The organism is Kitasatospora sp. NPDC004240, assembly GCF_053603215.1.
In genome coordinates this window covers 1-22,145 of the sequence record NZ_JBSGFD010000148.1, presented here as the reverse complement: position 1 = coordinate 22,145, position 22,145 = coordinate 1, and the positions used below count along the sequence as shown (strand labels likewise).

The window sequence follows — 22,145 nt, the reverse complement described above, 5'->3', positions numbered from 1 at the left end:
GTTGACTTTTGGCACGCTGTTGAGTTCTCAAGGAACGGACACTTCCTTCGGACCGCCTTCCAGCGGGCCCTCCGGGCGCTTCGTTCTTTCGTGTTCCCAGCTTATCAGATGTTTTCCGCCCCGGCTTTCCGCCGGAGTTTCACTTCCCTGACTCGCTTTCGCCTTCCGGGAGTTGATGTCCCGTCCGACGTTTCAAACTCTAGCCGATCCCCGCTCCGAAAAGCGAATCGGCCGCAACCCATTTAAACGCGCACACCGAAATACGCCCGGCCCGCGTCGAGACGCGACCCGGCGCGAACCGGAAGTGATGTTTCAAGGGATTGGCCGCCCCGGGACCGTCCGCGCCGATGCGTGTCCGGTGCTCCCTGCCGAGCGACTAGGAAACACTACGCCCATCCCCGACCGGATGCAAACAATGCCCGGTGACCTGGGCGAACCGGCCGGACCCCGGGGAGAGGGGGTCCGGCCGGCCGGATCGGAAGTGGTCAGCAGGTGCCCGCCGGGCGGTCGCGGACCACCAGGTCGCTGACGCCGGTGGTGGCGTCCAGCCACAGCACCTGGGTGCCCCAGCCGGCTGCCGGCAGGTACTGGCCGCCGCGGTTGCAGGAGACCCGTTGGGCGGTGCCGCCGGTGATCGGGAGCTGCCAGAGCTTGGGCAGCGCGGCGTTGGACCAGCCGGTGGTGGGCTTGGCGCTCGCGTACGTGTAGGTGACGGCCTGGTCGGAGGCGGTGAGCGAGGTGATGCGCGGGGCGTCCGGGCCGCGGCCGGGCAGCAGGTCGGTCGTGCCGGAGCCGTCCAGGGCGCCGGAGCGGATCGTGCTGCGGGCCTCCTTGCCCTGACCGGTCGTCTCCAGCCAGAGCAGCCGTCCGCCGGCGAGCAGGGTGGAGGAGGTCGCGGTCCGGGGGTCGCCGGTGAGGTACTGCGCGATGACCTTGCCGGTGGCGATCGAGTAGGCGGTCACGGCGTGGACCTCGCCCTTCTCCCCCGTCCAGTGCTCGGACCAGCCGAGGATGCCGTCCTTGAGCGTGAGGTCGGAGAGGTCGTGGCTCTCGGGGAGCGGGATCTCCACCGTCGGGGCGCCGTTACGGGAGAGGTGGATCCGGTTCAACCCGGTGGCGGGGTCGGACACCCGGTAGGCGATGTCACCGCCGGATATCCGGATGTCGCCGGGCATCCGGTCCGAGGCGCGGAAGAGGCTGCGGACCGGGCCGCCGGACAGCGAGCGGGTCAGCACCTCCACCCCCCACGTGCCCTGGGCGTCGGTGCCGAGGGCGAGCCACGCGGCGGACCGGCCGTCGGTGGAGGCCCAGCTGTGCGCGCGGTTGTCCTCGGGGCTCAGCCGGGTCGGGGTGCCGCCGCCGTTCACCGGCCCGGTGTAGAGCGGGGAGCCCGCGTTCGGAGCGGCCTTGGTCATCACCCAGCGGCCGTCGGCGACCGCCGGGCCGGTCGGGGCGGACAGGTCGTGCAGCAGCGGGCGGCTGTCCAGGCCGAGCCGCTGCTGCCAGCCGGGCCGGATGCCGTGGGCGTCGAACGCGGCCGCCACCGTGCGCAGTTGGGCCCGGCTGAGGTTGAGCTCCCGGCCGGCGACGAGCACCGCGTTGCGGCCGTCGACGAAGTCGTCCAGCGGGGTGAGGTGGTCGGTGAGCGCGCGGTAGATCAGCTCGTCGGCGAGGAGCGGGTCGAGGGTGCGCCGGACGTCCCACAGCGCGCCGCCGAAGATGTCGGCGTTGAGGTGCGCACCGGCGCTGTCGACCTCCTTCCCGGCGCCGAGGAAGTCGTCGACGGTGGTCCGGCGCACGTCCAGCCTGCGGGTGGCGCAGCTCTCCGGGGTGCCGGTGCGGCAGAGGCTCTCGCCGAGCAGGCCGGCCCGCGGGTCGTTCATCGACAGGCCGCGGGCGGTCACCTCGATGGCGTTGCCGAAGTAGTCGGCCAGGGCCTCGTTCATGGCGCCGGGCTGGCCGAAGCCCTCCAGCCCGGCGGTGCGGGCGATGACACCGTGGGTCATCTCGTGCCCGACCACGTCCAGGGCGACGGAGTAGGGGAAGGACCGGGAGTCGCCGGTGCCGTAGATCATCTTCTTCCCGTCCCAGGCCGCGTTCGCGAGGGGAGCGCCCCCGTCGGTCACGTTGACCACGGAGACGATCGGGCCGCCCTTGCCGTCGATGCCCTCCCGGCCGAGGCGGGTGCGGTAGAAGTCGGCCACGATGCCGGCGTTGACGTGGGCGTCGGTGGCCCCGATCGTGCCGGTCGAGGTCGGGAAGTCGGGGGTCGGGGAGGCGACCGGGAGCACGTCGGCGGGCACCTCGCGGTCGAGGTCGAGGTAGTCGCGTCCGGCCGCGTCGTAGGTGGTGACGGTGGCCGGCCGGGTGAGGTCGACCAAGCGGTGGCTCCCGTCCGGGAGGCGGCCGGTGTTCACCGTGACCGGGCGGCCGTGGACGTCCGGCGCGGTCCCGGTGGCCGGCTCGACACCGGGCTCGACACCGGGCGCGGTGGCGGCGCGGGGCGCCGCGGACGCGGCGGCGGCCGTGGTGGCGGTGGCCGCGGAGGGGCCGTGCGCGTCGTGGACGAGGGCGACCACCCCGAGGGTGGCGTCCACGTAGACCTCGCGGGCCGGCCGGGCGCCGGCGCCCGGGCCGGTGCCCCGGACGGTGAAGTGCCGGGCAAGCCGGCCGGCACCGTCGGGCAGGATCACCGGCCCGTGGTCCTCGGCGACGGCCGCGGCCCGGTCGGCCGGGTCCCGGAGTTCGCCGACGGCCAGCAGGCGCAGCATCGCGTCCGGGACGGCGGGGGCGGTGGGCGCGGTGAGTCCGGTGAAGTACTTGCCGGCGACCGACTCGACCCGCTGGTCGGCGCCCTCGCCGGCGAGCCGGACCAGGTACTGCGCGCCGAGCACCGGGATGCCGCCGTGCCGCTGCTGGAACCTGACGGTCCGCCGGCCGTCGGCCACGGGCCCGGTGCCGGCCTCGACCAGCTGGCCGGGGTCGACCCGGTACCGGTCGGGGTGGGCGGCGAGGTGGGCCCGGGCCGCGGCGGCCGGGTCGCCCGGGGCCGGTTCGGCGAGGCCGGTGACGAGCTGCGGGGCGGCGGTCCCCCGGCCGGCGACCAGGCCGGGTACGGGGTCGGGGTCGCCGGCCGGTCCGGCCAGCGCGGGCGGAGCGGCCGGGCCCAGGCTCAGGCCGAGGCTCAGGCTCAGGGCGGCGGCCGCCCCGGCGCCGAGCGGTCGGGGCAGCCGGGTCGTACGGGGCACTCGGGACGTCCGGGACGTGCGTGAACGGTGATGCACTGCGGTCCTCTCCGGAAGGCGCGTGGAGACGCGGATGGGTGTGGGCGGTGCGGAGCGCATGCGCGGGGCGGTCCCGTACGGCTGTCGAAGCCGTCCTCGGACCGATTGATCAACACCATATGCAGATGGACTGAATATGTCGATGGGCCGAATGGGAAGACCTCGGTGCCCGACCGGGCAAGCGCGCCCGGAGGCAGCGCGTCCGAAGGAGCCGGGCAGCACGTCCGGGGGAATCGGAGGAGGCTGTTGCTGTGAGGCGTCCACGGCGCGCCACGCCTCCGCCGACGCCGCACACGGCACGCGCGGCACACGGCACTCAGCACTGCGGCGCGCGGCGCGCGGCGTGGACCGCCGGGTGCGAGGAGGCAGGCCATGATCGTCGACTGCGCGCACTACCGCGACGGACGTCGGCAGCACGAGGGGCCCATGTCGCTGGAGGAGGCCGCGGCGCGCTGCGACCAGGGCGGCTTCGTGTGGCTGGGCCTGTTCGAGCCGGCGCCGGAGGAACTGGACCGGGTGCGCGAGAGCTTCGGACTGCACGAGCTGGCCGTCGAGGACGCGCAGGCCTTCCACCTGCGGCCCAAGGCCGAGCAGTACGAGGACGGCACCGAACTGATCATCCTGCGCACCGCCCGCTACGACGACGAGCGCGAGGAGATCGACACCGGCGAGATCAGCGTGTTCCTCGCCGAGCACTTCGTCATCACCGTGCGGCAGGGCATCGCCAGCGAGCTGGCCGGCGCCCGCGGCCGGCTCGAACGCCGCCCCGAACTGCTGCGGGCCGGGAGCGGCTCCACCCTGTGGGCGATCCTCGACCAGGTGGTCGACAGCTACGCGCCCGTCGTCACCGAGCTCGAACGCGACATCGAGCAGATCGAGGCCACCGTGTTCTCCGGTACGGCCGCCCCGACCGAGCGGATCTACTTCCTGCGCCGCGAGGCCACCGACTTCTACCGCGCCGTCCACCCGCTGCTCGCCGTGCTCGCCCGCCGCCTCCAGCCCGGCCGGTCACCGGGCGAGCTGCTGCCGTACTTCCGCGACGTGCACGACCACCTCCTGCTGGTCAACGAGGAGGTCGCCGCCCAACGCGACCTGCTGGCCACCGTGCTGGAGGCCAACATCGCGGTGATCTCCGTCGAGCAGAACCGGATCAACCTCCGGCAGAGCGCCACGATCGAGCGGCTCACGATCATCGCGACCGTGTTCCTCCCGCTGTCCTTCGTGGTCGGCTTCTTCGGGCAGAACTTCGCCTGGCTGGTCGGGCACATCGAGAGCCGGGCCGCGTTCGTCGTCCTCACCGTCGGCGGCATCCTGCTGCCCTGCCTGCTGCTGTACCTCTGGCTGCGCCGGCAGCGCCGCCACCCGGCGTCACCGATGCCGGAGGTGGGCCGCACCGCGCGCCACACCCCGAGATCCCCGGTCGAGTAGCGGCCCCCCTCCACGTACGCCCCGTTCGACGTACGCCCCGTTCCGCGTCCCCGCGCGGAGGCGTAGCGTGACCGCGTGGACACGAACTCGTCGGCCCGGCACGACGTGGTGATCGTCGGCGGCGGGCACAACGGACTGGTGGCGGCGGCGTACCTGGCGCGCGCCGGACTACGGACGCTGGTGCTGGAGCGGCTGCCGGAGGTCGGCGGGGCCGCGGTGTCGACGCGGGCCTTCGCGGGGGTGGACGCCCGGCTGTCGCGGTACTCGTACCTGGTGAGCCTGCTGCCCCGGACGCTGGTGGCGGACCTGGGGCTGCGGCTGGACCTGCGACGGCGCCGGATCTCCTCGTACACGCCCACCGTCCGGGACGGGAAGCCCACCGGGCTGCTGGTCGACGCGGCCGACCCCGAGCGGACCCGGGAGTCCTTCCGGGCACTCACCGGTGCGGACCGGGAGTGGGAGGCCTGGCAGCGCTTCTACGGGATGACCGGGCGGGTCGCCGAACGGGTCTTCCCCACCCTCACCGAGCCGCTCCCCTCCCGGGACGGGCTGCGCCGGCTGATCGCGGACGACGCCGCCTGGGAGGCGCTGTTCGAACGGCCGCTGGGCGAGACGATCGAGCGGACCTTCGCCGACGACCTGGTCCGCGGCGTGGTGCTGACGGACGCGCTGATCGGCACCTTCACCCACGCCCACGACCCCTCGCTCCGGCAGAACCGCTGCTTCCTCTACCACGTGATCGGCAACGGGACGGGCGACTGGGACGTCCCGGTCGGCGGCATGGGCGCGGTCACCCGGGCCCTGGCCGACGCCGCGCTGGCGGCCGGCGCCGAGATCCGGACGGGCTGCGAGGTCACCGCCGTGGCCACCGACGGCACCGGCACGGCCGAGGTCTCGTACCGGCACGGGGACGCGGAGAGGACGGTGGCGGGCCGCCGGGTGCTGGTGAACGCCGCGCCCGCGACGCTGGCCCGGCTGCTCGGCGAGGAACCGGCCGGGCCCGCGCCGGAGGGCGCCCAGCTGAAGGTCAACATGGTGCTGCGCCGGCTGCCGAGGCTGCTGGACGCCGCCGCGGATCCGCGCGACGCCTTCGCGGGGACCTTCCACATCGCCGAGGGCTACCGGGAGTTGGAGACGGCGTACGCGCAGGCGGCGGCCGGCCGGCTGCCCACCGCGCCGCCGTCCGAGATCTACTGCCACACGCTGACCGACCCGTCGATCCTGGGGCCGGAGGCGGTCCGGCAGGGGTTGCAGACGCTGACCCTGTTCGGTCTGCACATGCCCGCGCGGCTGTTCACCGACCCGGCGGCCAAGGAGCGCGCCCTGGCGGCGAGCCTGGCGCGGCTCGACGAGGTGCTGGCCGAGCCGATCGCCGACTGCCTGGCGCGGGACGCCGACGGACGGCCCTGCCTGGAGGCCCGGACGCCGCCGGAGCTGGAGCGGGAGCTCGGTCTGCCGGGCGGGCACATCTTCCACCGGGACCTCGCGTTCCCGTTCGCCCCCGAGGACGCCGCGGACGCCGTGGACGCCGCGGACGGTGGCTCCGGCGCCGGGGATCCGGCGGGTGCGGCGGCCCGCTGGGGCGTGGCGACGGCCCACCCGGACGTGCTGCTCTGCGGGGCCGGTGCGGTCCGCGGCGGCGGCGTCAGCGGCATCCCGGGGCACAACGCGGCGAAGGCCGTCCTGGAGGAGCTGGGGCGGTAGCGGTACACGGAGCCCGACAGGCGGGCTGGGCGGGCCGGGCGGTCAGAGGCGTTCGGCGGACCACTGCGGGTCGCGGCCCGTGAGGGCGAGCAGCAGCTCCTGGGCGTCCGCGCCCGGCGGCGGGGTGAGCGGCGGGTCGAAGCGTCCGCTGCCGGCGAGATCGCGGTAGCCGCGGAACTCGGCGAGCGCGTACCGGGCGTCCGCCCCGTGCATCCGGCCGCTCTCGCCCAGCGCCCGGGCCAGGTCCCAGCCGTGCACGACGGTCTCGGCGGTCAGCTCGCGGGCGAACCCGCCCACGTCGCGGACCCCGTACGGCACGTGCACCAGGAGGTCGAGGGCGCCGGGTTGGTTGAGCGCGCGGAGGGCGGACTCGACGGCCATCGCCCACACGCCCAGGGGGTTGCGGCCCAGGACGTCGCCCTCGAAGCGGTGGCCGATCTGCTCCGGGGTGTACCCGGCGACCGCCTGGCAGACCCAGAGGTGCTGCGCGGCGAGGTGGTTCACCAGGGTGCGGACGTCCCAGCCGCGGCAGGGGGTGGGCGCCGTCCACCCGTCCTCGGGAACGGCGCTGATCAGCCGGGCCACCTCCGCACCGGTGGTGGCGTAGCGTGCGCGTACCTCGGCGTGAAACCCGTACGGGTGGGGACATTCCATGGCCGGGCCTCCATCTCCTGCCCTGCTCACTCCCAGTTAACCGCTGCCGGGGGGCGACCGCTACCGGGCGTCACCCGGCGCGGGCCGCCGGCCCGGCGACGGCGGTACGGAGCCGTGGCAGGGGGCGTGGCAGGGCCTCGGACGGGTGCCGAGGGTGACCGTGGACGAAGGGGTGGCGTACGGACGGTGACGGCTGTGGCCGGGGCCACCCGGGAGCGGGTGGCGGGGCGGTGGTTCCGGCACGGAGGGCCGATGCGTCGTCACGCGCTGCCGACGATGTGCGTGGCCTCACAGGGGTTCCGGTGTGGCCCCGACCACTTCCCGGCCCTGTTCGATCTTGGAAAAACGGACATATGACTTCAAATCATCGCAATTTCTTGATCCTTACGGCCGGTAACAGCGCCCTGACGTGCCCAAACCTTCGAATCCTTGAAACCACCCCGGGGCCCCCGTAACTTCGAACCCGTTGCACCGAGCAAGCCGCTCACCAGGGCCCCCGGCCCGGATCGGTGCCACCCCAGGCGGACGCCGCACGACCCGACACACCAAGCCCCCAGGGCCTGGTTCCGTGCGCCCGCACAACCCCCGCGAGAGGAACCGCATGATCTTCCGTAACGAGACCACCGCTGCCACCACCACCACCGCCGCCCCGAAGCGCCGCAAGCGTGCCGTCCGGATGGCTCTGATGGCCGGGGCGCTCACCGCACTCCCGGTGGCCGGCCTCGTCACGGCGAACTCCGCCTCCGCCGCCCCCGCCTCCGTCTGGGACAAGGTCGCCCAGTGCGAGAGCACCGGCAACTGGGCCATCAACACCGGCAACGGCTTCTACGGTGGCCTGCAGTTCACCTCCAGCACCTGGGCCGCCTTCGGCGGCAAGGCCTACGCCGCCCAGGCCCACCAGGCCACCAAGGCCCAGCAGATCGCCGTCGCCGAGAAGGTCCTCGCCGCCCAGGGCCCCGGCGCCTGGCCCGTCTGCTCCGTCAAGGCCGGCCTCACCAGGTAAGGCCGACCGGACAACGACGATGCCGCCGCACCCCCTCGGGGGTGCGGCGGCATCGTCGTACCCGGGGGGTCACCCGGAGGGCACCACGTCCTCGGCCCGCAGCCGGCCCGAGCGGATCGCGTCGAGGAGCGCCCGGTGGTCCCGCTCGTTCTGGTCGGCGTACGCCTCGGCGAACTCGGCGAGCGCGCGGTCGAAGGCGTCCCCGCCGCCGAGGTAGGCGGCGATGGCGATCCGGTCCCCGGACCTGGCGTGCGCGCGGGCCAGCGTGGCGCCGCACAGCTCGCCGAAGGCCAGCATGCCCTCCGGCACCATGTCCTCCGCCACCGCGATGCCCTTCCAGTCCCGCAGCTGGCGGACGTAGAAGTCGCGGTTCCTGCCGTCGAAGCCCTCGACCCGCTCCCAGCCGAGGAAGATGTCGCTGGTCGCCTGCATCAGCCGCTGCCCGGAGACCACCCGCTCGCCCTGGTTGGCGTACCGGCTCTCCCCGACGTGCGCGGCGAGGACCGAGGTGTCGGCCTCCTTGGCCTGCAGGAACAGCGGGTCGCGGCCGTCCCGCCCGAGCATCAGGAAGATCCAGCAGCGGGTGCCGACACTGCCCACGCCGACCACCTTGCGGGCCACGTCCACCAGCCGGTAGTCCTCCAGCAGGGTGCGCCGGTCCGAGGACAGGGTGCGGCCGTAGCTCCTGACCAGCTCGTTGAACCGGCCCTCCAGGGCCTCGCGGGTGACGGCCGGGAGCAGGTCGGTGAGCGGGACGAGCAGCGGGGGGTCGGCGGCGATCCGGGCGCGCCCGTCCACCGTCTCGGTGAGCTTGTCGAAGACCTGCAGGCTGTCCCGGGTGCGGGCCTTGTCCATGGCCCGCGCCAGGAGCTTCTGCCCGCGCTTGCGGATCCGCCCGGCGGCCAGCTCCTGGAGGCGGTCCGCGTCCATCCTCGTGTACCAGACGTCCAGGTTGCGCATGCCCGCGAACCGGCCCATCGCCTCGCGGTACGAGCGGACCGCGGCGCGCACGACGGCGGAACGCTCGTCCTCCTCGAAGCCGTTCGCCCGGCCGGCGATGACCAGGCTGGCCGACAGCCGCTTGACGTCCCACTCCCAGGGGCCGGGCAGGGTCTCGTCGAAGTCGTTGATGTCGAACACCAGCTGCCGCTCCGGGGAGGCCAGCAGCCGGAAGTTCAACATATGGGCGTCACCGCAGAGTTGGACCCTGATCCCGGAGTCCGGCGAGCCGGCCAGATCGGAGGCCATGATCGCCGCGGCGCCGCGGTAGAAGCGGAACGGGGACTCGCTCATCCGGCCGTAGCGGATCGGCACCAGCTCGGCGACCCGGCGCGACGACTGGTCCTCCAGGATGGCCAGCGGGTCCGGCCGCTTCCGCGCCGGCTCGTACACGGCGTGGCCCGAGCGCGGCGCGCGCCTGCGGGCCGCCTTGCCCAGGGCCGCCCGCTCCTCTGGCGTGGCGTGCACCACCGCGCGCATCACCGTCGCGGAGCCCGCGATCTTCGGGAGTTTCGGGGGTTTCGAGGCTTTCGGGGACATCGCAGGCCTCCTGCCGGCCGGTGACCAGGGTGGCGCCCGCCCCTGACCGGGCCGCCCGGAGAGCCACCGCGGATCGTCCTGCCGCGCGGTGCGCCCACCCCCGATCATCTCGGACCTCCCCGGCCCCGGCATCCGGAACGGCCGGGCCCACGACGGGCCCCGGCGCATGCCGCACCCCCGCCACCGGGGTGTCGGGGGTGCGGGCGCTCGGAGGTGGGTGCCCGGGGGTGGGTGCCCGGGGGTGGGTGCCCGGGGGTGCGGGCGCTCGGAGGTGGGTGCTCGGGGGTGGGTGCCCGGAGGCGGGCACTCAGGCCCGGGCGGACCACCGCCGGACCAGGGCCGGGACGAGACCGCGCCGGCGTGCGCTCCCGGCCGGGTCGGACCGGCCCTCCGTCGCGGCCCGGAGGGCCCGGACGGCCCGCTCCCGCTCCGCCTCGCGGAGCAGATCGGCCTCACGCAGCTTGTGCAACGAGTGATGCAGCATGACGGTTCTTCTCCTGGACGGGGATCGCCTTCCGCTCCCCACCGTCGCGGGCCGCACGCCCCACCCGCATGAGGCGGTCGCCCCGTCCCCGTCCCGTCCCCGTCCCGGCCGTGTCCCGGGCCGGGGTCCGTCACGGCATGCTCAGGGCCGGGACCCGCGTGCTCAGGGCCGGGGGCGGATGGCCATGCCCGGGCGCCGGCGGTGCACCGTCAGGTAGACCACGCCGTCCGGGCCCGCCGAGACCCCGCGCGCCGCGCCGCGGGGCACCAGGCGCAGCACACCGGGCCGCAGGTCGTGGGCGGTGCCCGCGCAGCGCAGCGTGCCCTCGCCGGAAAGGCCCAGGACCAGCACGTCCAGGTCCGGTTCGACGTGGTCGGCGACGGTGGCGTCCGGCCGCATCCGCACCACGTTGGCGTCGAGCTGGCGGTCCTCGCCGGTCAGCCGCCAGAGCGCGCCGGCCGCGTCGGCGGCGGCCTCGCGCAGCAGGTCGTCCACGATCACGCCGTCACCGGGGGTGTGCGGGTCCGTCATGCCGGACATCATCGCACCGCGCCGACGGGCGCCGCCGACAGCGCCCGGCCGTGTCCGGGGAGGTCCAGCACCTCGACGACGGCGCCGGCGGGGGCGCCGCCCGGGGGGACCACGGCGAGGCCGTCGGCGAGGGCGAGGCCGCGCAGCATCGCCGGTCCGTCGAAGGGCAGCGGGGCGGCGGTGCCCGCCGCGAGGGTGACCGGCTGCAGGCGGGTGTCCCGGGGGTGGCCCGCCAGGTCGGTGGCGGCGGTGGCGTGGTGGACGGGGTCCGTACGGCCGGCGAGGCGGGCGAGCAGCGGCAGGGCGAGGGTGAGGGTGCCGGCCACGGCGGCGAGCGGGTTGCCGGGCAGGCCGACCAGTCGGCGGGTGCGGCCGTCGGGGGCGGGGGGCAGTTCCGCGAGCAGCATCGGGTGGCCGGGCCGTACGGCGACGGAGTCGACCAGCAGCCGGGCGCCCGCCGCGGTGAGCGCGCCGTGCAGGAAGTCGGCCGGCCCGGCGGCGGTGCTGCCGGTGGTGACCACGACGTCGGCGGTCGAGGCGCGCAGCGCCTCGCCGAGCAGGCCGTAATCGTCAGCGACCCGGTGGATGCCGATGACCTCGGCGCCCGCGCCACGCAGGACGGGCGGCAGCAGCGGGCCGAGCGCGTCGCGGACCCGGCCCTCGCGCGGGCGGCCGTAGGTCAGCAACTCGTCGCCGAGGAGCAGCAGTTCCACGGTCGGGCGGCGGCGGACGGCCAGCCGGTCGTACCCGGCGGCGGCGGCCAGGCCCAGCACGGCGGGGGTGACGGTGGTGCCCGCCGGGAGCAGCGGATCGCCCCGGTGGCACTCCTGGCCGCGAAGGCGGACGTCGCGGCCGTGGGTGAGCGGCCGCGGCCCGTGGTCGTGCAGCAGCCCGTCGGCCGTCCCCGGCCCGCCGTGCTCGTGGCGCAGGACGGCGGTGGCGCCGGGTGGCAGGGGCGCGCCGGTGGCGATGGGGACGGCGGTGCCGGGGGCGAGCGGTCCGGCGGGGGTCCGGCCGGCGAGGATGCCGTCGGCGCGCAGCCGCCAGGGGCCGGGGCCGGAGACGGCCCAGCCGTCCATGGCGGAGGTGTCGAAGGCGGGCAGGTCGGTGAGCGCGGTCAGCGGCGCGGCGAGGGTGTGGCCGAGGGCGTCGTGGAGCGTGCGGGCGACGGCGGGCAGGGGCTGTCCGGCGCCGCGCCAGGCGGCGGAGCGGGCCCGGTCCCAGCTCAGGGCCCGGCCGTCGGTGCCGTGCGCGGTGGCGCGTTCGGCGAGGGTCTGGTGGTTCATGCCGTTCCCGCCTCCTCGTACCGCCCGGCCGCCTCGTGCTGCCCGGCCACCTCGTGCGGACCCGCCTCCTCGTACCGCCCGGCCGCCTCGGCCGTCCAGCGCTCGGCCAGTTCGCCGACCCTGCGGTTGGCCGCCGTGACCGCGGCCGGTCCGCCGCCGGCGCGGGCGGCCGCGTACCCGACCAGGAACGCGGTCAGCGGCGCGGCGGGCCGGGCCACTCCGTGGGCGACGACCCGGGTCATGCCGAGGAGTTCGGTGACCTGCTCGTCGACGTCGAGGTCGATGCCGAGTTCGTTCCTGACCGCTGCGATCCAGCTCTTCATCGGGTGCACCTCGGGCCTTTCGTGTCAGGCGCGGCGGCGCTGAGGCGCCGTGCGGGTGGTCCGGGCCGTCGGGGCGGTGCGCCGGCGGTAGACCAGGTAGGGGCGGATCAGGTAGCCGATGGGGGCGCTCCACACGTGGACCAGCCGGGTGAACGGCCAGACGGCGAAGAGCAGGCAGGCCGTGATCGCGTGCAGCTGGAACAGCAGCGGGGCGCCGGTCATCGCCTCGGGCTGCGGCTGGAGGGCGAAGACGCCGCGGAACCAGACCGAGATGGTGGACCGGTAGTCGTACCCGCCGCCGGTGGTGTTGTGCACCGCGGTGGCGGCGAAGCCGAGCAGGACGGTCGCCGCGAGCAGCGGGAAGAGCAGCTTGTCGCTGCGGTCGGTGCCGAGGCGGATCCGCCGGGTCAGCAGCCGCCGGGCGCAGAGCATGGCGAGTCCGGCGATCATGGCGATGCCGGCCGGGGTGCCGAGCCAGACGGCCGCCAGGTGGTAGGTGTGCTCGGAGATCCCGGCCGCCTCCGTCCACGAGGCGGGGATGACCAGGCCCATGACGTGGCCGCCGATCACCGCGAAGGCGCCCAGGTGGAACAGCGGGCTGCCCCATCTCAGCCAGCGGTGCTCCAGGAGTTGGCTGGTGCGGGTGGTCCAGCCGAACTGGTCCTGGCGGTAGCGCCAGACGTGTCCCACCGCGAAGACGGCGAGGCAGATGTAGGGGAACGCGACCCACAGGAGCAGGTCGGCGCCGCTCGCGCCGGCGGCGAGGGGGGTGCCTGCGGGGCTCATCGGTGGCCTTCCGGGGTGGTGGGCGACAGCGGCGGCATCGGGGACGACGGCATCGGGCCGTGCGGAAGAGGACCGTGCGGAAGAGAACCGTGCGGTAGAGGCGTGAGCGGCATCAGGGTGGGCGGCGCGGACTCGGGCGGTACGAAGGTCTGCGGCGGCGCGAACAGGTCGCCGGCGTACGGTTCCAGGCCGACCTCCTCGGCGGGCGGGCCCGCGGCGGCCAGCTCCGCGACCGCCGCCAGGTCCGCCTCGGTGGGCGGCGGCAGCAGGGTCAGGAGCGCGGCGAGCAGGTGCCGGTACGGGGAGTCGGCGTCGGTCAGGGCGTGCCGGATCAGCTCCAGGCCGCGCCGGTGCTGGCGCAGCGGCGCCTCGCCGGGGCCCGGTCCTTCGAGGGCGGCGAACTCCAGGACGACCGGGAGGTGGTCGGGGAGTTCTGCGGCGTCGGCCTCCCAGCCGGCGGCGCGGAAGCGCTGGGCGAGGGCGAGCAGGGCCATGCCGCGGCGGCGGGTGTCGCCGTGCAGGTAGTACGTCAGGTAGAGGCTGGAGCGGCGGCGCAGGTCGAAGGCCTCGACGTAGTGGCGTTCCAGGGCGTCGATGGGCTGCTCGGTGAACCAGGCGGTGAAGGCGGCCAGTTCGGTGGCGGCCGGGGAGGGTTCCAGGGCGTCGACGGTGGCGGCCAGCGCGGGTCGCGCGGCGTCCAGTTCGGCGTCCGGGTACTGCAGCAGCAGGGAGAGCAGGCGCAGCAGGAGCACCCGCTGCTCGGTCTGCCGGGGCGTGCGGTACGGCCGGGTGGAGGGCCGGATGCCGGTGCGCGGGGTGGTCATCGGTGTGGGGGTGGTCATCGGTGGTCTCCCGACGGGCGGCGCAGGGTGGGCATGCCGAGCGAGATCCGGCCGCCGTTCTGGGGCCGGTCCCCGGAGACCTCGACCGGGCAGCGGTTCTCCAGCCCGCTGAGCGCGGCGGCGTCCTCCTTGTGCGCGGCGGGGACGACGTACCGGTCCTGGTACTTGGCGATGGCGAGCAGCCGGTGCATGGACTCGGCGTCCTCCGGGGTGAGGCCGACGGCCTTGAGCAGCGCCTCGTCGTCCGGCTCGCCGAGGGAACGCCCGCGCATGAAGGTGCGCAGCGCGGTGAGCTTCATCAGCACCCCGGCGACCGCGTCGGTGTCCCCGGCGGTGAAGAGGTTGGCCAGGTAGTCGAGCGGGATCCGCAGGTGGGTGACGGCGGCGAACACGTGGTCCGGGTCGTCGGCGCTGCCGCCGGCCTCGCCGACCGCGTCGAGCACCGGGGACAGCGGCGGGACGTACCAGACCATCGGCAGGGTGCGGTACTCCGGGTGGAGCGGGAGGGCGACCTTGTACTTCGAGATCAGGGCCCGCACCGGCGAGCGGCGGGCGGCGTCGATCCAGTCCTCGGGTATGCCGCAGGCCCGGGCGGCCGCCGCGACCTCGGGGTCGTCGGGGTCGAGGAAGACCTTGCGCTGGGCGTCGAGCAGGTCCTTCTCGTCCGGGGTGGCCGCGGCCTCGCCGACCCGGTCGGCGTCGTAGAGGACCAGGCCGAGGTAGCGCAGCCGGCCGACGCAGGTCTCCGAGCAGACGGTCGGCTGGCCGGCCTCGATCCGCGGGAAGCAGAAGGTGCACTTCTCGGCCTTGCCGGTGACGTGGTTGACGTACACCTTCTTGTACGGGCAGGCGGTGACGCACATCCGCCAGCCGCGGCAGCGGTCCTGGTCGACCAGGACGATGCCGTCCTCGGCCCGCTTGTACATCGCGCCGGACGGGCAGGCGGAGACGCAGGCCGGGTTGAGGCAGTGCTCGCAGAGCCGGGGCAGGTGGAACAGGAAGGTCTGCTCGAACTCGAACTTGACCTTCTCGGCCAGGCCGCCGCGCAGGTTGGGGTCGCCCGCGCCGTGTTCGGGCGTACCGCCCAGGCTGTCCTCCCAGTTGGCGCCCCAGGTGATCCGGGTGGGCTCGCCGGTGAGCACCGAGCGGGGACGGGCCACCGGGACGTCGTTCCCGGCGGGGGCGCTGACCAGGTTGTCGTAGTCGTAGGTGACCGGCTCGTAGTAGTCCTCGATGCCGGGCAGGTCCGGGTTGGCGAACAGGGAGAGCAGTCGCTTGGTGCGGCTGCCGGAGCGGAGCACCAGCCGGCCGCGCTTGTCGAGCATCCAGCCGCCCTTCCAGCGCTCCTGGTCCTCGTAGCGGCGGGGGTAGCCGACGCCGGGCTTGGTCTCGACGTTGTTGAACCAGGCGTACTCGACGCCGGTGCGGTTGGTCCAGGTCTGCTTGCAGGTGACCGAACAGGTGTGACACCCGATGCACTTGTCGAGGTTCATCACCATGGCGATCTGCGCCATCACTCTCATCAGTACTCCACGTCCTGGGAGCGGCGCCGGATCACGGTGACCTCGTCGCGCTGGTTGCCGGTGGGGCCGTAGTAGTTGAAGGCGTAGGTGAACTGGGCGTAGCCGCCCGCGAGGTGGGTGGGCTTGAGCAGCAGCCGGGTGAGCGAGTTGTGGATGCCGCCGCGCTTGCCGCTGACCTCGGTCTTCGGCACGTTCACGTTGCGGTCCTGGGCGTGGTACATGTACACCGTGCCCTCGGGCATCCGGTGGGTGACCACCGCGCGGGCCGCCACGACGCCGTTGCGGTTGTACGCCTCGATCCACTCGTTGTCCTTGACGCCGATCCTGTCGGCGTCGGCGGTGCTCATCCAGATGACCGGACCACCGCGGGACAGGTCGAGCATGTGCTTGTTGTCCTGGTAGTTCGAGTGGATGGACCACTTGGAGTGCGGGGTGAGGTAGCGGACCGTGACCTCGGCCCGGCCGTCGTTCAGGTGCTCGTCGCCGTAGTGCCGGGGCGAGTTCAACGGGGGCCGGTAGACGGGCAGTTGCTCGCCGATCTCGGTGATCCAGTCGTGCTGGACGAAGAAGTGCTGGCGGCCGGTGAGGGTGTGCCAGGGCTTCTTGTGCTCGGTGTTGATGACGAACGGTGAGTAGCGCCGCCCGCCGGTCTCCGAGCCCGACCACTCGTACGAGGTCAGCACCGAGCGGGGCTGGACGCGGGTGTCGGCGAAGGTGATCCGCTCCGCCTCGCGCTCCGCGGCGAGTTCGACCAGGCCCTCGCTGCCGGTCTGCTTCTCCAGGACCCGGAAGCCCTCGGTGGCCAGCCGTCCGTTGGTGGTGCCGGACAGGGCGAGGACCGCCTCGCACATGTGGCTCGCGGTGGCGAGCGAGGGCCGTCCGGCGGCGATGCCGTCCTTGACGGTGCCGTTGCGGTGCCGGAGTTCCTCGATCTCCTTGTCCGGGACGACGGTGATGCCCTTGGTGGTGGTGCCCAGGGTGTCGAGCAGCGGGCCCACGGCGCGCATCTTCTGGGCGATCGCGGTGTAGTCCCGCTCGATGACCGCCAGCTTCGGCATGGTCCTGCCGGGAATCGGCTCGCACTCGCCGGTCTTCCAGTCCCGCACCACCCCGCCCGGCTGGGCGAGTTCGTCCGGGGTGTCGTGCAGCAGCGGCACGGCGATGACGTCGGTGCGGGTGCCGAGGTGGTCGGCGGCCAGCTCGCTGAACCGGTCGGCGAGGGTCATGAAGGTGTCGTAGTCGGTGCGCGCCTGCCACGGCGGGGCGATGGCCGGGGTGAAGGCGTGCATGAAGGGGTGCATGTCCGTGCTGGACAGGTCGTCCTTCTCGTACCAGGTGGCGGCCGGCAGGACGACGTCGGCGTACAGGCCGGTCGAGGTCATCCGGAAGTCCATGGTGACCAGCAGGTCGAGCTTGCCCTCGGGCGCCTCCTCCCGCCACACCACGTCCTTCGGACGCCCCTCGGGCGGGGTCTGCGAGGAGCGGACGGCGCCGTCGGTGCCCAGCAGGTGGCGCAGGAAGTACTCGTTGCCCTTGCCGGAGGAGCCGAGCAGGTTGGCCCGCCACACGGTCAGCACGCGCGGGAAGTTGGCCGGGTCGTCGGGGTCCTCGGCGGCGAACCGCAGCCGTCCGGACTTCAGCTCGTCGACGATGTGCTCGGCGACCGGGCGGCCGGCCTCGGCGGCCTCGTCGGTCAGGTCGAGCGGGTTGCGGTTGAAGCCGGGGTGGCCGGGGGTCCAGCCCAGTCGCACGGCCTGCGCCAGGCAGTCGGCGAAGCCCTTGCCCTCGAACCGCCCCCTGCCGAGCGGGGAGGCGATCTCGTCGGGCCCGAACGCCTCGTAGCGCCACTGGTCGGAGTTCAGGTACCAGTACGAGGTACCCGCCATGTGCCGGGTGGGCCGCTGCCAGTCGAAGGCGAACGACAGGTGCTGCTGCCCGGTGACCGGGCGGACCTTCTCCTGGCCGACGTAGTGCGCCCAGCCGCCGCCGTTGACGCCCTGGCAGCCGGTCATGGTGATCAGCGCCAGGAAGGCCCGGTAGATGGTGTCGGAGTGGAACCAGTGGTTGGTTCCGGCGCCCAGGGCGATCATGGACCGGCCGTTGGTGCGCTCGGCGTTGCGGGCGAACTCGCGGCCGATCCGGGCCGCCTGCTCGGCCGGCACGGAGGTGATCGTCTCCTGCCAGGCCGGGGTGCAGGGCTGGGACGCGTCCTCGTACGAGGTCGGCCAGCTGCCCGGCAGACCGGGACGGTGCACGCCGTACTGGGCGAGCATCAGGTCGAAGACGGTGGTGACGAGCTTGCCGCCGATCCGGCGCACCGGCACGCCGCGCACCAGGACCGAGCCGCCCTCGGTGTCGCCCTCGTCGAAGCGGGGCAGCGCGATCTCGACCGTCTCCTCGGCCCGCTCCAGCAGGCTCAGCTCGGGCACGACCTCGCCCAGGTCGAGGTTCCAGTCGCCCTGCTCCTTCGCCCAGCGGAAGCCGAGCGAGCCGTTCGGCACGACCGGTTCGCCGGTGGCCGAGTCCACGAGGACGGTCTTGGACTCGGCGTGCTCGGTGTCCTGCCCGAGGTCGGCGGCGGTGAGGAAGCCGTCCGGGACGAGACCGTGCTCGTGCTCGCGCAGGGCGACCAGGAACGGGGCGTCGGTGAACGTGCGCAGGTAGTCCCGGAAGTACGGCACCTCGCGGTCGACGAGGAACTCGCGCAGGACCACGTGACCCATGGCCATGGCCAGCGCGCCGTCCGTACCGGGGTGCGGGGCGAGCCATTCGTCGGCGTGCTTGACGTTGTCGGCGTAGTCGGGGCTGACCGCGACGACCTTGGTGCCGTTGTAGCGGGACTCGGTCAGGAAGTGCGCGTCGGGCGTGCGGGTCACCGGGATGTTGGAGCCCCACATGATCAGGTAGCCGGCGTTCCACCAGTCCGCGGACTCCGGCACGTCGGTCTGGTCGCCCCAGACCTGCGGCGAGGCGACGGGCAGGTCCGCGTACCAGTCGTAGAACGACAGCAGCGTCCCGCCGATCATCGAGTGGTACCGGGCGCCGGCCGCGAACGACGCGATCGACATCGCCGGGATCGGCGAGAAGCCGGCCACCCGGTCCGGGCCGTACGTCTTGATGGTGTGCACCTGGGCGGCGGCGACCAGCTCGGTCACCTCGTCCCAGTCGGCGCGCACCAGACCGCCCTTGCCGCGCGCCGACTTGTACGCCCGCGCCTTGGCCGGGTCACCGGTGATCTCGGCCCACGCCGCCACCGGGTCGCCCAGCCGGCGCCTGGCCTCGCGCCACATCTTCAGCAGCTTGCCGCGCACGTACGGGTAGCGGACCCGGCTGGGCGAGTAGGTGTACCAGGAGAACGAGGCCCCGCGCGGGCAGCCGCGCGGCTCGTACTCCGGGCAGTCGGTGCCGATGGACGGGTAGTCGGTCGCCTGGTGCTCCCAGGTGATGATCCCCTCCTTGACGTACACCATCCAGGAGCAGGACCCCGTGCAGTTGACCCCGTGGGTGGAGCGCACCACCTTGTCGTGGGACCAGCGGTCCCGGTAGAAGCCCTCCCACTCGGTCCCGCCCTCGCCGAACACGGCCCGGCCGTCCGCCGACACCTCACGCCGCGTCAGCAGGCGTCTCGCCGCCAGCGGCCAGTCCTGTCGCTCGCGGGCACCGGAGCCACCCGCCGTCATCTCGTCCTCCATGAGCCGAACGCTAGGCAGTGCGGGCCCGCTCGCGCGGGGGCCGAAGGTCCCTCACGTTCTCGCCGGAAGGCCCGGAGGCGCCGGCGGGATTCAGGCCCACCGGCCCCCGTCGCCGGGACCATCGGCGGGGCGGCACGGAGCCCCGGACCGACCAGGCTGATCCCCGAGCGACGACGCCCGATCGGTCGCGCACCGACGAACGGAGACCACACCATGGACACCCGCCCGCACGGGGACAGAGAGACGGCGGCCGCGCCGACCACCGGGCGGCGGACGCTGATGCTGGCGCTGGCCACCCTCGGCTTCGCCCTCAACTTCTGGGCCTGGGCGCTGATCAGCCCGCTCGGACCGCGGTTCAAGGACTCGCTGGAGCTCAGCTCCTTCCAGCAGTCCCTGCTGGTCGCCGTGCCGGTGATCGTCGGCTCGCTGGGCCGCATCCCGGTGGGCGCGCTGACCGACCGCTACGGCGGCCGGGTGATGTTCCCGCTGGTGTCCGTCGCCACCATCGTGCCGGTGCTGTACCTCGGCCTCGCCGGGCACTCCTCGCTGACCGCGCTGCTCGTCGGCGGGTTCTTCCTGGGCATCGGCGGCACGTCCTTCGCGATCGGCGTGCCCTTCGTCAACGCCTGGTTCCCCCCGGAGCGGCGCGGCACCGCCGTCGGGATCTTCGGCGCGGGCATGGGCGGCACCGCGATCAGCGCCCTGACCACCGTCAACCTGGTCAAGGGCCACGGCGTCGCCGCCCCCTTCGTGATCACCGCGATCGCGCTCGCCGCCTACGCGGTGGTGGCCTTCCTGGTGCTGCGCGACGCCCCCGGACGCACCGTGCCCGCCGCGCCGCTGGCCAGCCGGCTCGGCGCGGCGCTGCGACTGCGCGTCACCTGGCAGGCCTCGGCCCTGTACGCCGTCGCCTTCGGCGGCTACGTCGCCTTCGCGGTCTACCTCCCGACCTACCTCAAGACCGCGTACGGCCTCCAGCAGGCCGACGCGGCGAACCGGATGGCCGGGTTCGTCCTGCTGGCGGTGCTGATGCGGCCGGTCGGCGGCTGGCTCTCGGACCGGATCGGCCCCGTCCGGGTGCTCGGCTGGGCGCTGGCCGTGGTCGCCTGCGGCGCGGTGCTCCAGGGCTTCACCCCCGGCCTGGCCCCGCTCGGCACGGTCGCCTTCCTCACCATGGCCGCGGCCCTCGGCACCGGCAGCGGCGCCACCTTCGCCCTGGTCGCCCTGCTCGCCCCGGCGGACCAGGTCGGCTCGGTCACCGGCATCGTCGGCGCCGCCGGCGGCCTCGGCGGCTTCGTCCCGCCGCTGATGCTGGGCGCCCTGTACGGCAGTTTCCACTCGTACGCGGCCGGGCTGGCGGCGCTCGCCCTGGTCGCCACGGGCGCGGCGCTGTTCACCACCACCCGCGTCCGCCGCGCCGTACAGGCCTGACGGGGGCCGGCCCCGGCCGGGGGTCCCCGGGACTCCCGGCCGGGGCCGCGTCGGGTCCGCGCCCGGGGCTCAGGGCCCTCCGGCCGGGCCGGGCCGCCGTGGGCGCAGCGCGAAGAGGCGGACCAGGTCGTGGAGGGCGTAGCGGCCCGGGGCCGGGGAGTCCAGCAGCCCTGCGGCGGCGAGCGCTTCGAGGATCCGGTCCGCGGTGGCCTCCGGGACGCCCAGGGCGACGGCGGCCTCCGGCGCCGAGCAGCCGGGGAGGTCGGCGAAGCGGGGCAGGGCGGCCAGGCGCGGCAGGGCATCGGCCGTCCCGTCCGTCAAAAGCCCAAGGGCGTGGGCGAGTTCGGCCTCGACGGCGAGCGCGCCCACCCGCAGTTCGCCGAGCCGCCGGTGCTCGTCGCGCAGCCGGTCGGCGAAGGCGGCGACGCTCCACGCGGGCCGGGCGGCGAGCTTGGTGGCCGCGACGCGCAGGGCCAGCGGGAGCCGCCCGCAGGCCGCCCCGATGGCCTCGGCCGCCGCCGGCTCGGCCGCGATCCGGGGGCCGCCGGCCACCGCGGAGAGGAACTCCCGCGCCTCGTCCGGCGTCAGGCGGCCCAGGTGCACGGTGGGCGACGGGCCGAGCCCGTCCAGGCGGGCGCGGGAGGTGACGAGCACCGCCCCGGACGCCTCACCGGGCAGGAGGTGGCGCAGCTGGGCCTCGTCCCGGGCGCCGTCGAGCACCACCAGGGCACGCCGTCCGGCGAGCAGGGCCCGGTAGCGCCCGGCACGCTCCGCCACCCGCTCCGGCATCTCCTCGGCGGGCACGCCGAGCGCGCGCAGGAAACCCGCCAGGACGTCGGCGGGATCGGCGGGTTCGCCCCGGGTGCCGTTCAGGTCGGCGTAGAGCTGGCCGTCGGCGAAGGCCGCACGGACGGTCCGGGCGGCCCGGACGGCCAGGGTGGTCTTGCCGACGCCCAGGGCTCCGGTGACCACCACGACCGCCGGGCCCGGGCGGCGGTCGTCGGCGAGGGCGCCCGCGATCAGCTCGACCTCGGCCGTACGGCCGGTGAAGTCGCCGACGTCCGGCGGCAGTTGGGCCGGTACCGCCGGCGCGATGGGCCCCGGCGGTACCGAGGGCGCGGGCGACACCGCGGGGGCGGGCGGGGCCGCAGGGGCGGACGCGGGTGCGAGCCCGGGGTCGGCGCGGAGGATACGCCGCTGCAGCCGCCGCAGACCCGGGCCGGGCTCCACGCCCATCTCCCCGGCCAGCACCCGGCGGGCGTCGGCGAACACCTCCAGCGCCTCCGCCTGCCGTCCCGCCCGGTACAGCGCCGTCATCAGCAGCCCCCGCGGGCCCTCCCGCAGCGGGTGCTCGGCGGCCAGCGCGGTCAGCTCCTCGACCAGCCGCCCGTGCCCGCCGAGGGCGAGTTCGAGGCCGAGCCGTTCCTCCAGGACGGTCAGCCGCCCGCAGGCGAGCCGCTCGCGCTGCCGCTCGGCGTACGGGCCCGGCACCCCGGAGAGCGCGGTGCCCGTCCACAGCGCCAGCGCCTCCCGGTGGCGGGGGGGGGGGGGGGCCCGCGCCGGGGCGGGCGGGGAGACCCGGAGCCCGGGGGGGTGGGGAGGGCCGTCATCCGGGCCCGCCGTTCGGCCCTCCCC

At 74.5% G+C, this 22,145-nt stretch carries 16 protein-coding genes; 4 read left to right on the top strand and 12 right to left on the bottom strand.

All coding sequences use genetic code 11. The annotated features are described in order from the left end of the window. Positions 1 to 485: 485 nt before the first annotated feature. Positions 486 to 3,248, bottom strand: a complete 2,763-nt coding sequence (locus ACWEQL_RS30765; protein ID WP_452153622.1) for a M4 family metallopeptidase — start codon at positions 3,246 to 3,248, stop codon at positions 486 to 488. Between the two features lie 408 nt (positions 3,249 to 3,656). On the opposite strand from ACWEQL_RS30765, the gene ACWEQL_RS30760 reads away from it, so the two are divergent. Both ACWEQL_RS30760 and ACWEQL_RS30755 read left to right on the top strand, forming a co-directional pair. Next, positions 3,657 to 4,712: a magnesium and cobalt transport protein CorA gene (locus tag ACWEQL_RS30760; protein ID WP_452153621.1), complete on the top strand. Its 1,056-nt coding sequence runs from the start codon at positions 3,657 to 3,659 to the stop codon at positions 4,710 to 4,712. 75 nt (positions 4,713 to 4,787) lie between these two features. Continuing rightward, entirely contained in the window at positions 4,788 to 6,416 is a 1,629-nt protein-coding gene (locus ACWEQL_RS30755; RefSeq protein ID WP_452153620.1) for a phytoene desaturase family protein, read from the top strand. Positions 6,417 to 6,458: 42 nt separating this feature from the next. On the opposite strand, the gene ACWEQL_RS30750 is transcribed toward ACWEQL_RS30755, so the two are convergent. Next, positions 6,459 to 7,070: a TIGR03086 family metal-binding protein gene (locus ACWEQL_RS30750; RefSeq protein ID WP_452153619.1), complete on the bottom strand. Its 612-nt coding sequence runs from the start codon at positions 7,068 to 7,070 to the stop codon at positions 6,459 to 6,461. Positions 7,071 to 7,671: 601 nt separating this feature from the next. On the opposite strand from ACWEQL_RS30750, the gene ACWEQL_RS30745 reads away from it, so the two are divergent. Continuing rightward, positions 7,672 to 8,073, top strand: a complete 402-nt coding sequence (locus ACWEQL_RS30745) for a transglycosylase family protein (RefSeq protein ID WP_452153618.1) — start codon at positions 7,672 to 7,674, stop codon at positions 8,071 to 8,073. Positions 8,074 to 8,142: 69 nt separating this feature from the next. On the opposite strand, the gene ACWEQL_RS30740 is transcribed toward ACWEQL_RS30745, so the two are convergent. The 9 genes from ACWEQL_RS30740 to ACWEQL_RS30700 all read right to left on the bottom strand — a co-directional run bounded on the left by ACWEQL_RS30740 (position 8,143) and on the right by ACWEQL_RS30700 (position 19,079). After that, on the bottom strand, positions 8,143 to 9,612 hold the full coding sequence (locus ACWEQL_RS30740) for a DUF2252 domain-containing protein (RefSeq protein WP_452153617.1): 1,470 nt from the start codon (positions 9,610 to 9,612) through the stop codon (positions 8,143 to 8,145). Positions 9,613 to 9,919: 307 nt separating this feature from the next. Beyond that, entirely contained in the window at positions 9,920 to 10,096 is a 177-nt protein-coding gene (locus tag ACWEQL_RS30735) for a hypothetical protein (protein WP_452153616.1), read from the bottom strand. 162 nt (positions 10,097 to 10,258) lie between these two features. Continuing rightward, positions 10,259 to 10,627 carry a hypothetical protein gene (locus ACWEQL_RS30730; RefSeq protein ID WP_452153615.1) on the bottom strand — a complete coding sequence of 123 codons (369 nt, stop codon included), beginning with the start codon at positions 10,625 to 10,627 and terminating at the stop codon, positions 10,259 to 10,261. Positions 10,628 to 10,635: 8 nt separating this feature from the next. Next, positions 10,636 to 11,913, bottom strand: a complete 1,278-nt coding sequence (locus ACWEQL_RS30725) for a molybdopterin molybdotransferase MoeA (protein WP_452153614.1) — start codon at positions 11,911 to 11,913, stop codon at positions 10,636 to 10,638. Then, complete coding sequence (locus tag ACWEQL_RS30720; RefSeq protein WP_452153613.1) at positions 11,910 to 12,236, bottom strand: DUF6457 domain-containing protein; 327 nt, start codon at positions 12,234 to 12,236, stop codon at positions 11,910 to 11,912. The genes ACWEQL_RS30725 and ACWEQL_RS30720 overlap by 4 nt, the downstream gene beginning before the upstream one ends. 24 nt (positions 12,237 to 12,260) lie before the next feature. Then, positions 12,261 to 13,022 (bottom strand): respiratory nitrate reductase subunit gamma, encoded by a 762-nt coding sequence (narI, locus tag ACWEQL_RS30715; RefSeq protein WP_452153612.1) that lies wholly within the window; start codon positions 13,020 to 13,022, stop codon positions 12,261 to 12,263. Continuing rightward, positions 13,019 to 13,864 carry a nitrate reductase molybdenum cofactor assembly chaperone gene (gene narJ, locus ACWEQL_RS30710; protein ID WP_452153611.1) on the bottom strand — a complete coding sequence of 282 codons (846 nt, stop codon included), beginning with the start codon at positions 13,862 to 13,864 and terminating at the stop codon, positions 13,019 to 13,021. Before narJ ends, narI begins: the two co-directional genes overlap by 4 nt. Further along, positions 13,861 to 15,387 (bottom strand): nitrate reductase subunit beta, encoded by a 1,527-nt coding sequence (gene narH, locus ACWEQL_RS30705; protein WP_452153610.1) that lies wholly within the window; start codon positions 15,385 to 15,387, stop codon positions 13,861 to 13,863. Before narH ends, narJ begins: the two co-directional genes overlap by 4 nt. Further along, positions 15,387 to 19,079, bottom strand: coding sequence for a nitrate reductase subunit alpha (locus ACWEQL_RS30700; protein ID WP_452153609.1), 3,693 nt, complete (start codon positions 19,077 to 19,079; stop codon positions 15,387 to 15,389). Before ACWEQL_RS30700 ends, narH begins: the two co-directional genes overlap by 1 nt. A gap of 213 nt (positions 19,080 to 19,292) precedes the next feature. On the opposite strand from ACWEQL_RS30700, the gene ACWEQL_RS30695 reads away from it, so the two are divergent. After that, positions 19,293 to 20,510, top strand: a complete 1,218-nt coding sequence (locus tag ACWEQL_RS30695; RefSeq protein ID WP_452153608.1) for a nitrate/nitrite transporter — start codon at positions 19,293 to 19,295, stop codon at positions 20,508 to 20,510. A 69-nt stretch (positions 20,511 to 20,579) separates the two neighbouring features. Here the strand turns inward: ACWEQL_RS30695 and ACWEQL_RS30690 are convergent, their stop codons facing one another. Continuing rightward, on the bottom strand, positions 20,580 to 22,034 hold the full coding sequence (locus ACWEQL_RS30690; RefSeq protein WP_452153623.1) for a BTAD domain-containing putative transcriptional regulator: 1,455 nt from the start codon (positions 22,032 to 22,034) through the stop codon (positions 20,580 to 20,582). Between the last annotated feature and the right edge of the window lie 111 nt (positions 22,035 to 22,145).

Excerpts from the sequence above, each read along its gene's own strand:
- ACWEQL_RS30720 (WP_452153613.1), bottom strand. The coding sequence starts at position 12,236 with ATGAAGAGCTGGATCGCAGCGGTCAGGAACGAACTCGGCATCGACCTC.
- narJ (WP_452153611.1), bottom strand. The coding sequence starts at position 13,864 with ATGACCACCCCCACACCGATGACCACCCCGCGCACCGGCATCCGGCCC.
- ACWEQL_RS30730 (WP_452153615.1), bottom strand. The coding sequence starts at position 10,627 with ATGACGGACCCGCACACCCCCGGTGACGGCGTGATCGTGGACGACCTG.
- narI (WP_452153612.1), bottom strand. The coding sequence starts at position 13,022 with ATGAGCCCCGCAGGCACCCCCCTCGCCGCCGGCGCGAGCGGCGCCGAC.
- ACWEQL_RS30735 (WP_452153616.1), bottom strand. The coding sequence starts at position 10,096 with ATGCTGCATCACTCGTTGCACAAGCTGCGTGAGGCCGATCTGCTCCGC.
- ACWEQL_RS30760 (WP_452153621.1), top strand. The coding sequence starts at position 3,657 with ATGATCGTCGACTGCGCGCACTACCGCGACGGACGTCGGCAGCACGAG.
- ACWEQL_RS30700 (WP_452153609.1), bottom strand. The coding sequence starts at position 19,079 with ATGGAGGACGAGATGACGGCGGGTGGCTCCGGTGCCCGCGAGCGACAG.
- ACWEQL_RS30750 (WP_452153619.1), bottom strand. The coding sequence starts at position 7,070 with ATGGAATGTCCCCACCCGTACGGGTTTCACGCCGAGGTACGCGCACGC.
- narH (WP_452153610.1), bottom strand. The coding sequence starts at position 15,387 with ATGAGAGTGATGGCGCAGATCGCCATGGTGATGAACCTCGACAAGTGC.
- ACWEQL_RS30745 (WP_452153618.1), top strand. The coding sequence starts at position 7,672 with ATGATCTTCCGTAACGAGACCACCGCTGCCACCACCACCACCGCCGCC.
- ACWEQL_RS30740 (WP_452153617.1), bottom strand. The coding sequence starts at position 9,612 with ATGTCCCCGAAAGCCTCGAAACCCCCGAAACTCCCGAAGATCGCGGGC.
- ACWEQL_RS30725 (WP_452153614.1), bottom strand. The coding sequence starts at position 11,913 with ATGAACCACCAGACCCTCGCCGAACGCGCCACCGCGCACGGCACCGAC.
- ACWEQL_RS30695 (WP_452153608.1), top strand. The coding sequence starts at position 19,293 with ATGGACACCCGCCCGCACGGGGACAGAGAGACGGCGGCCGCGCCGACC.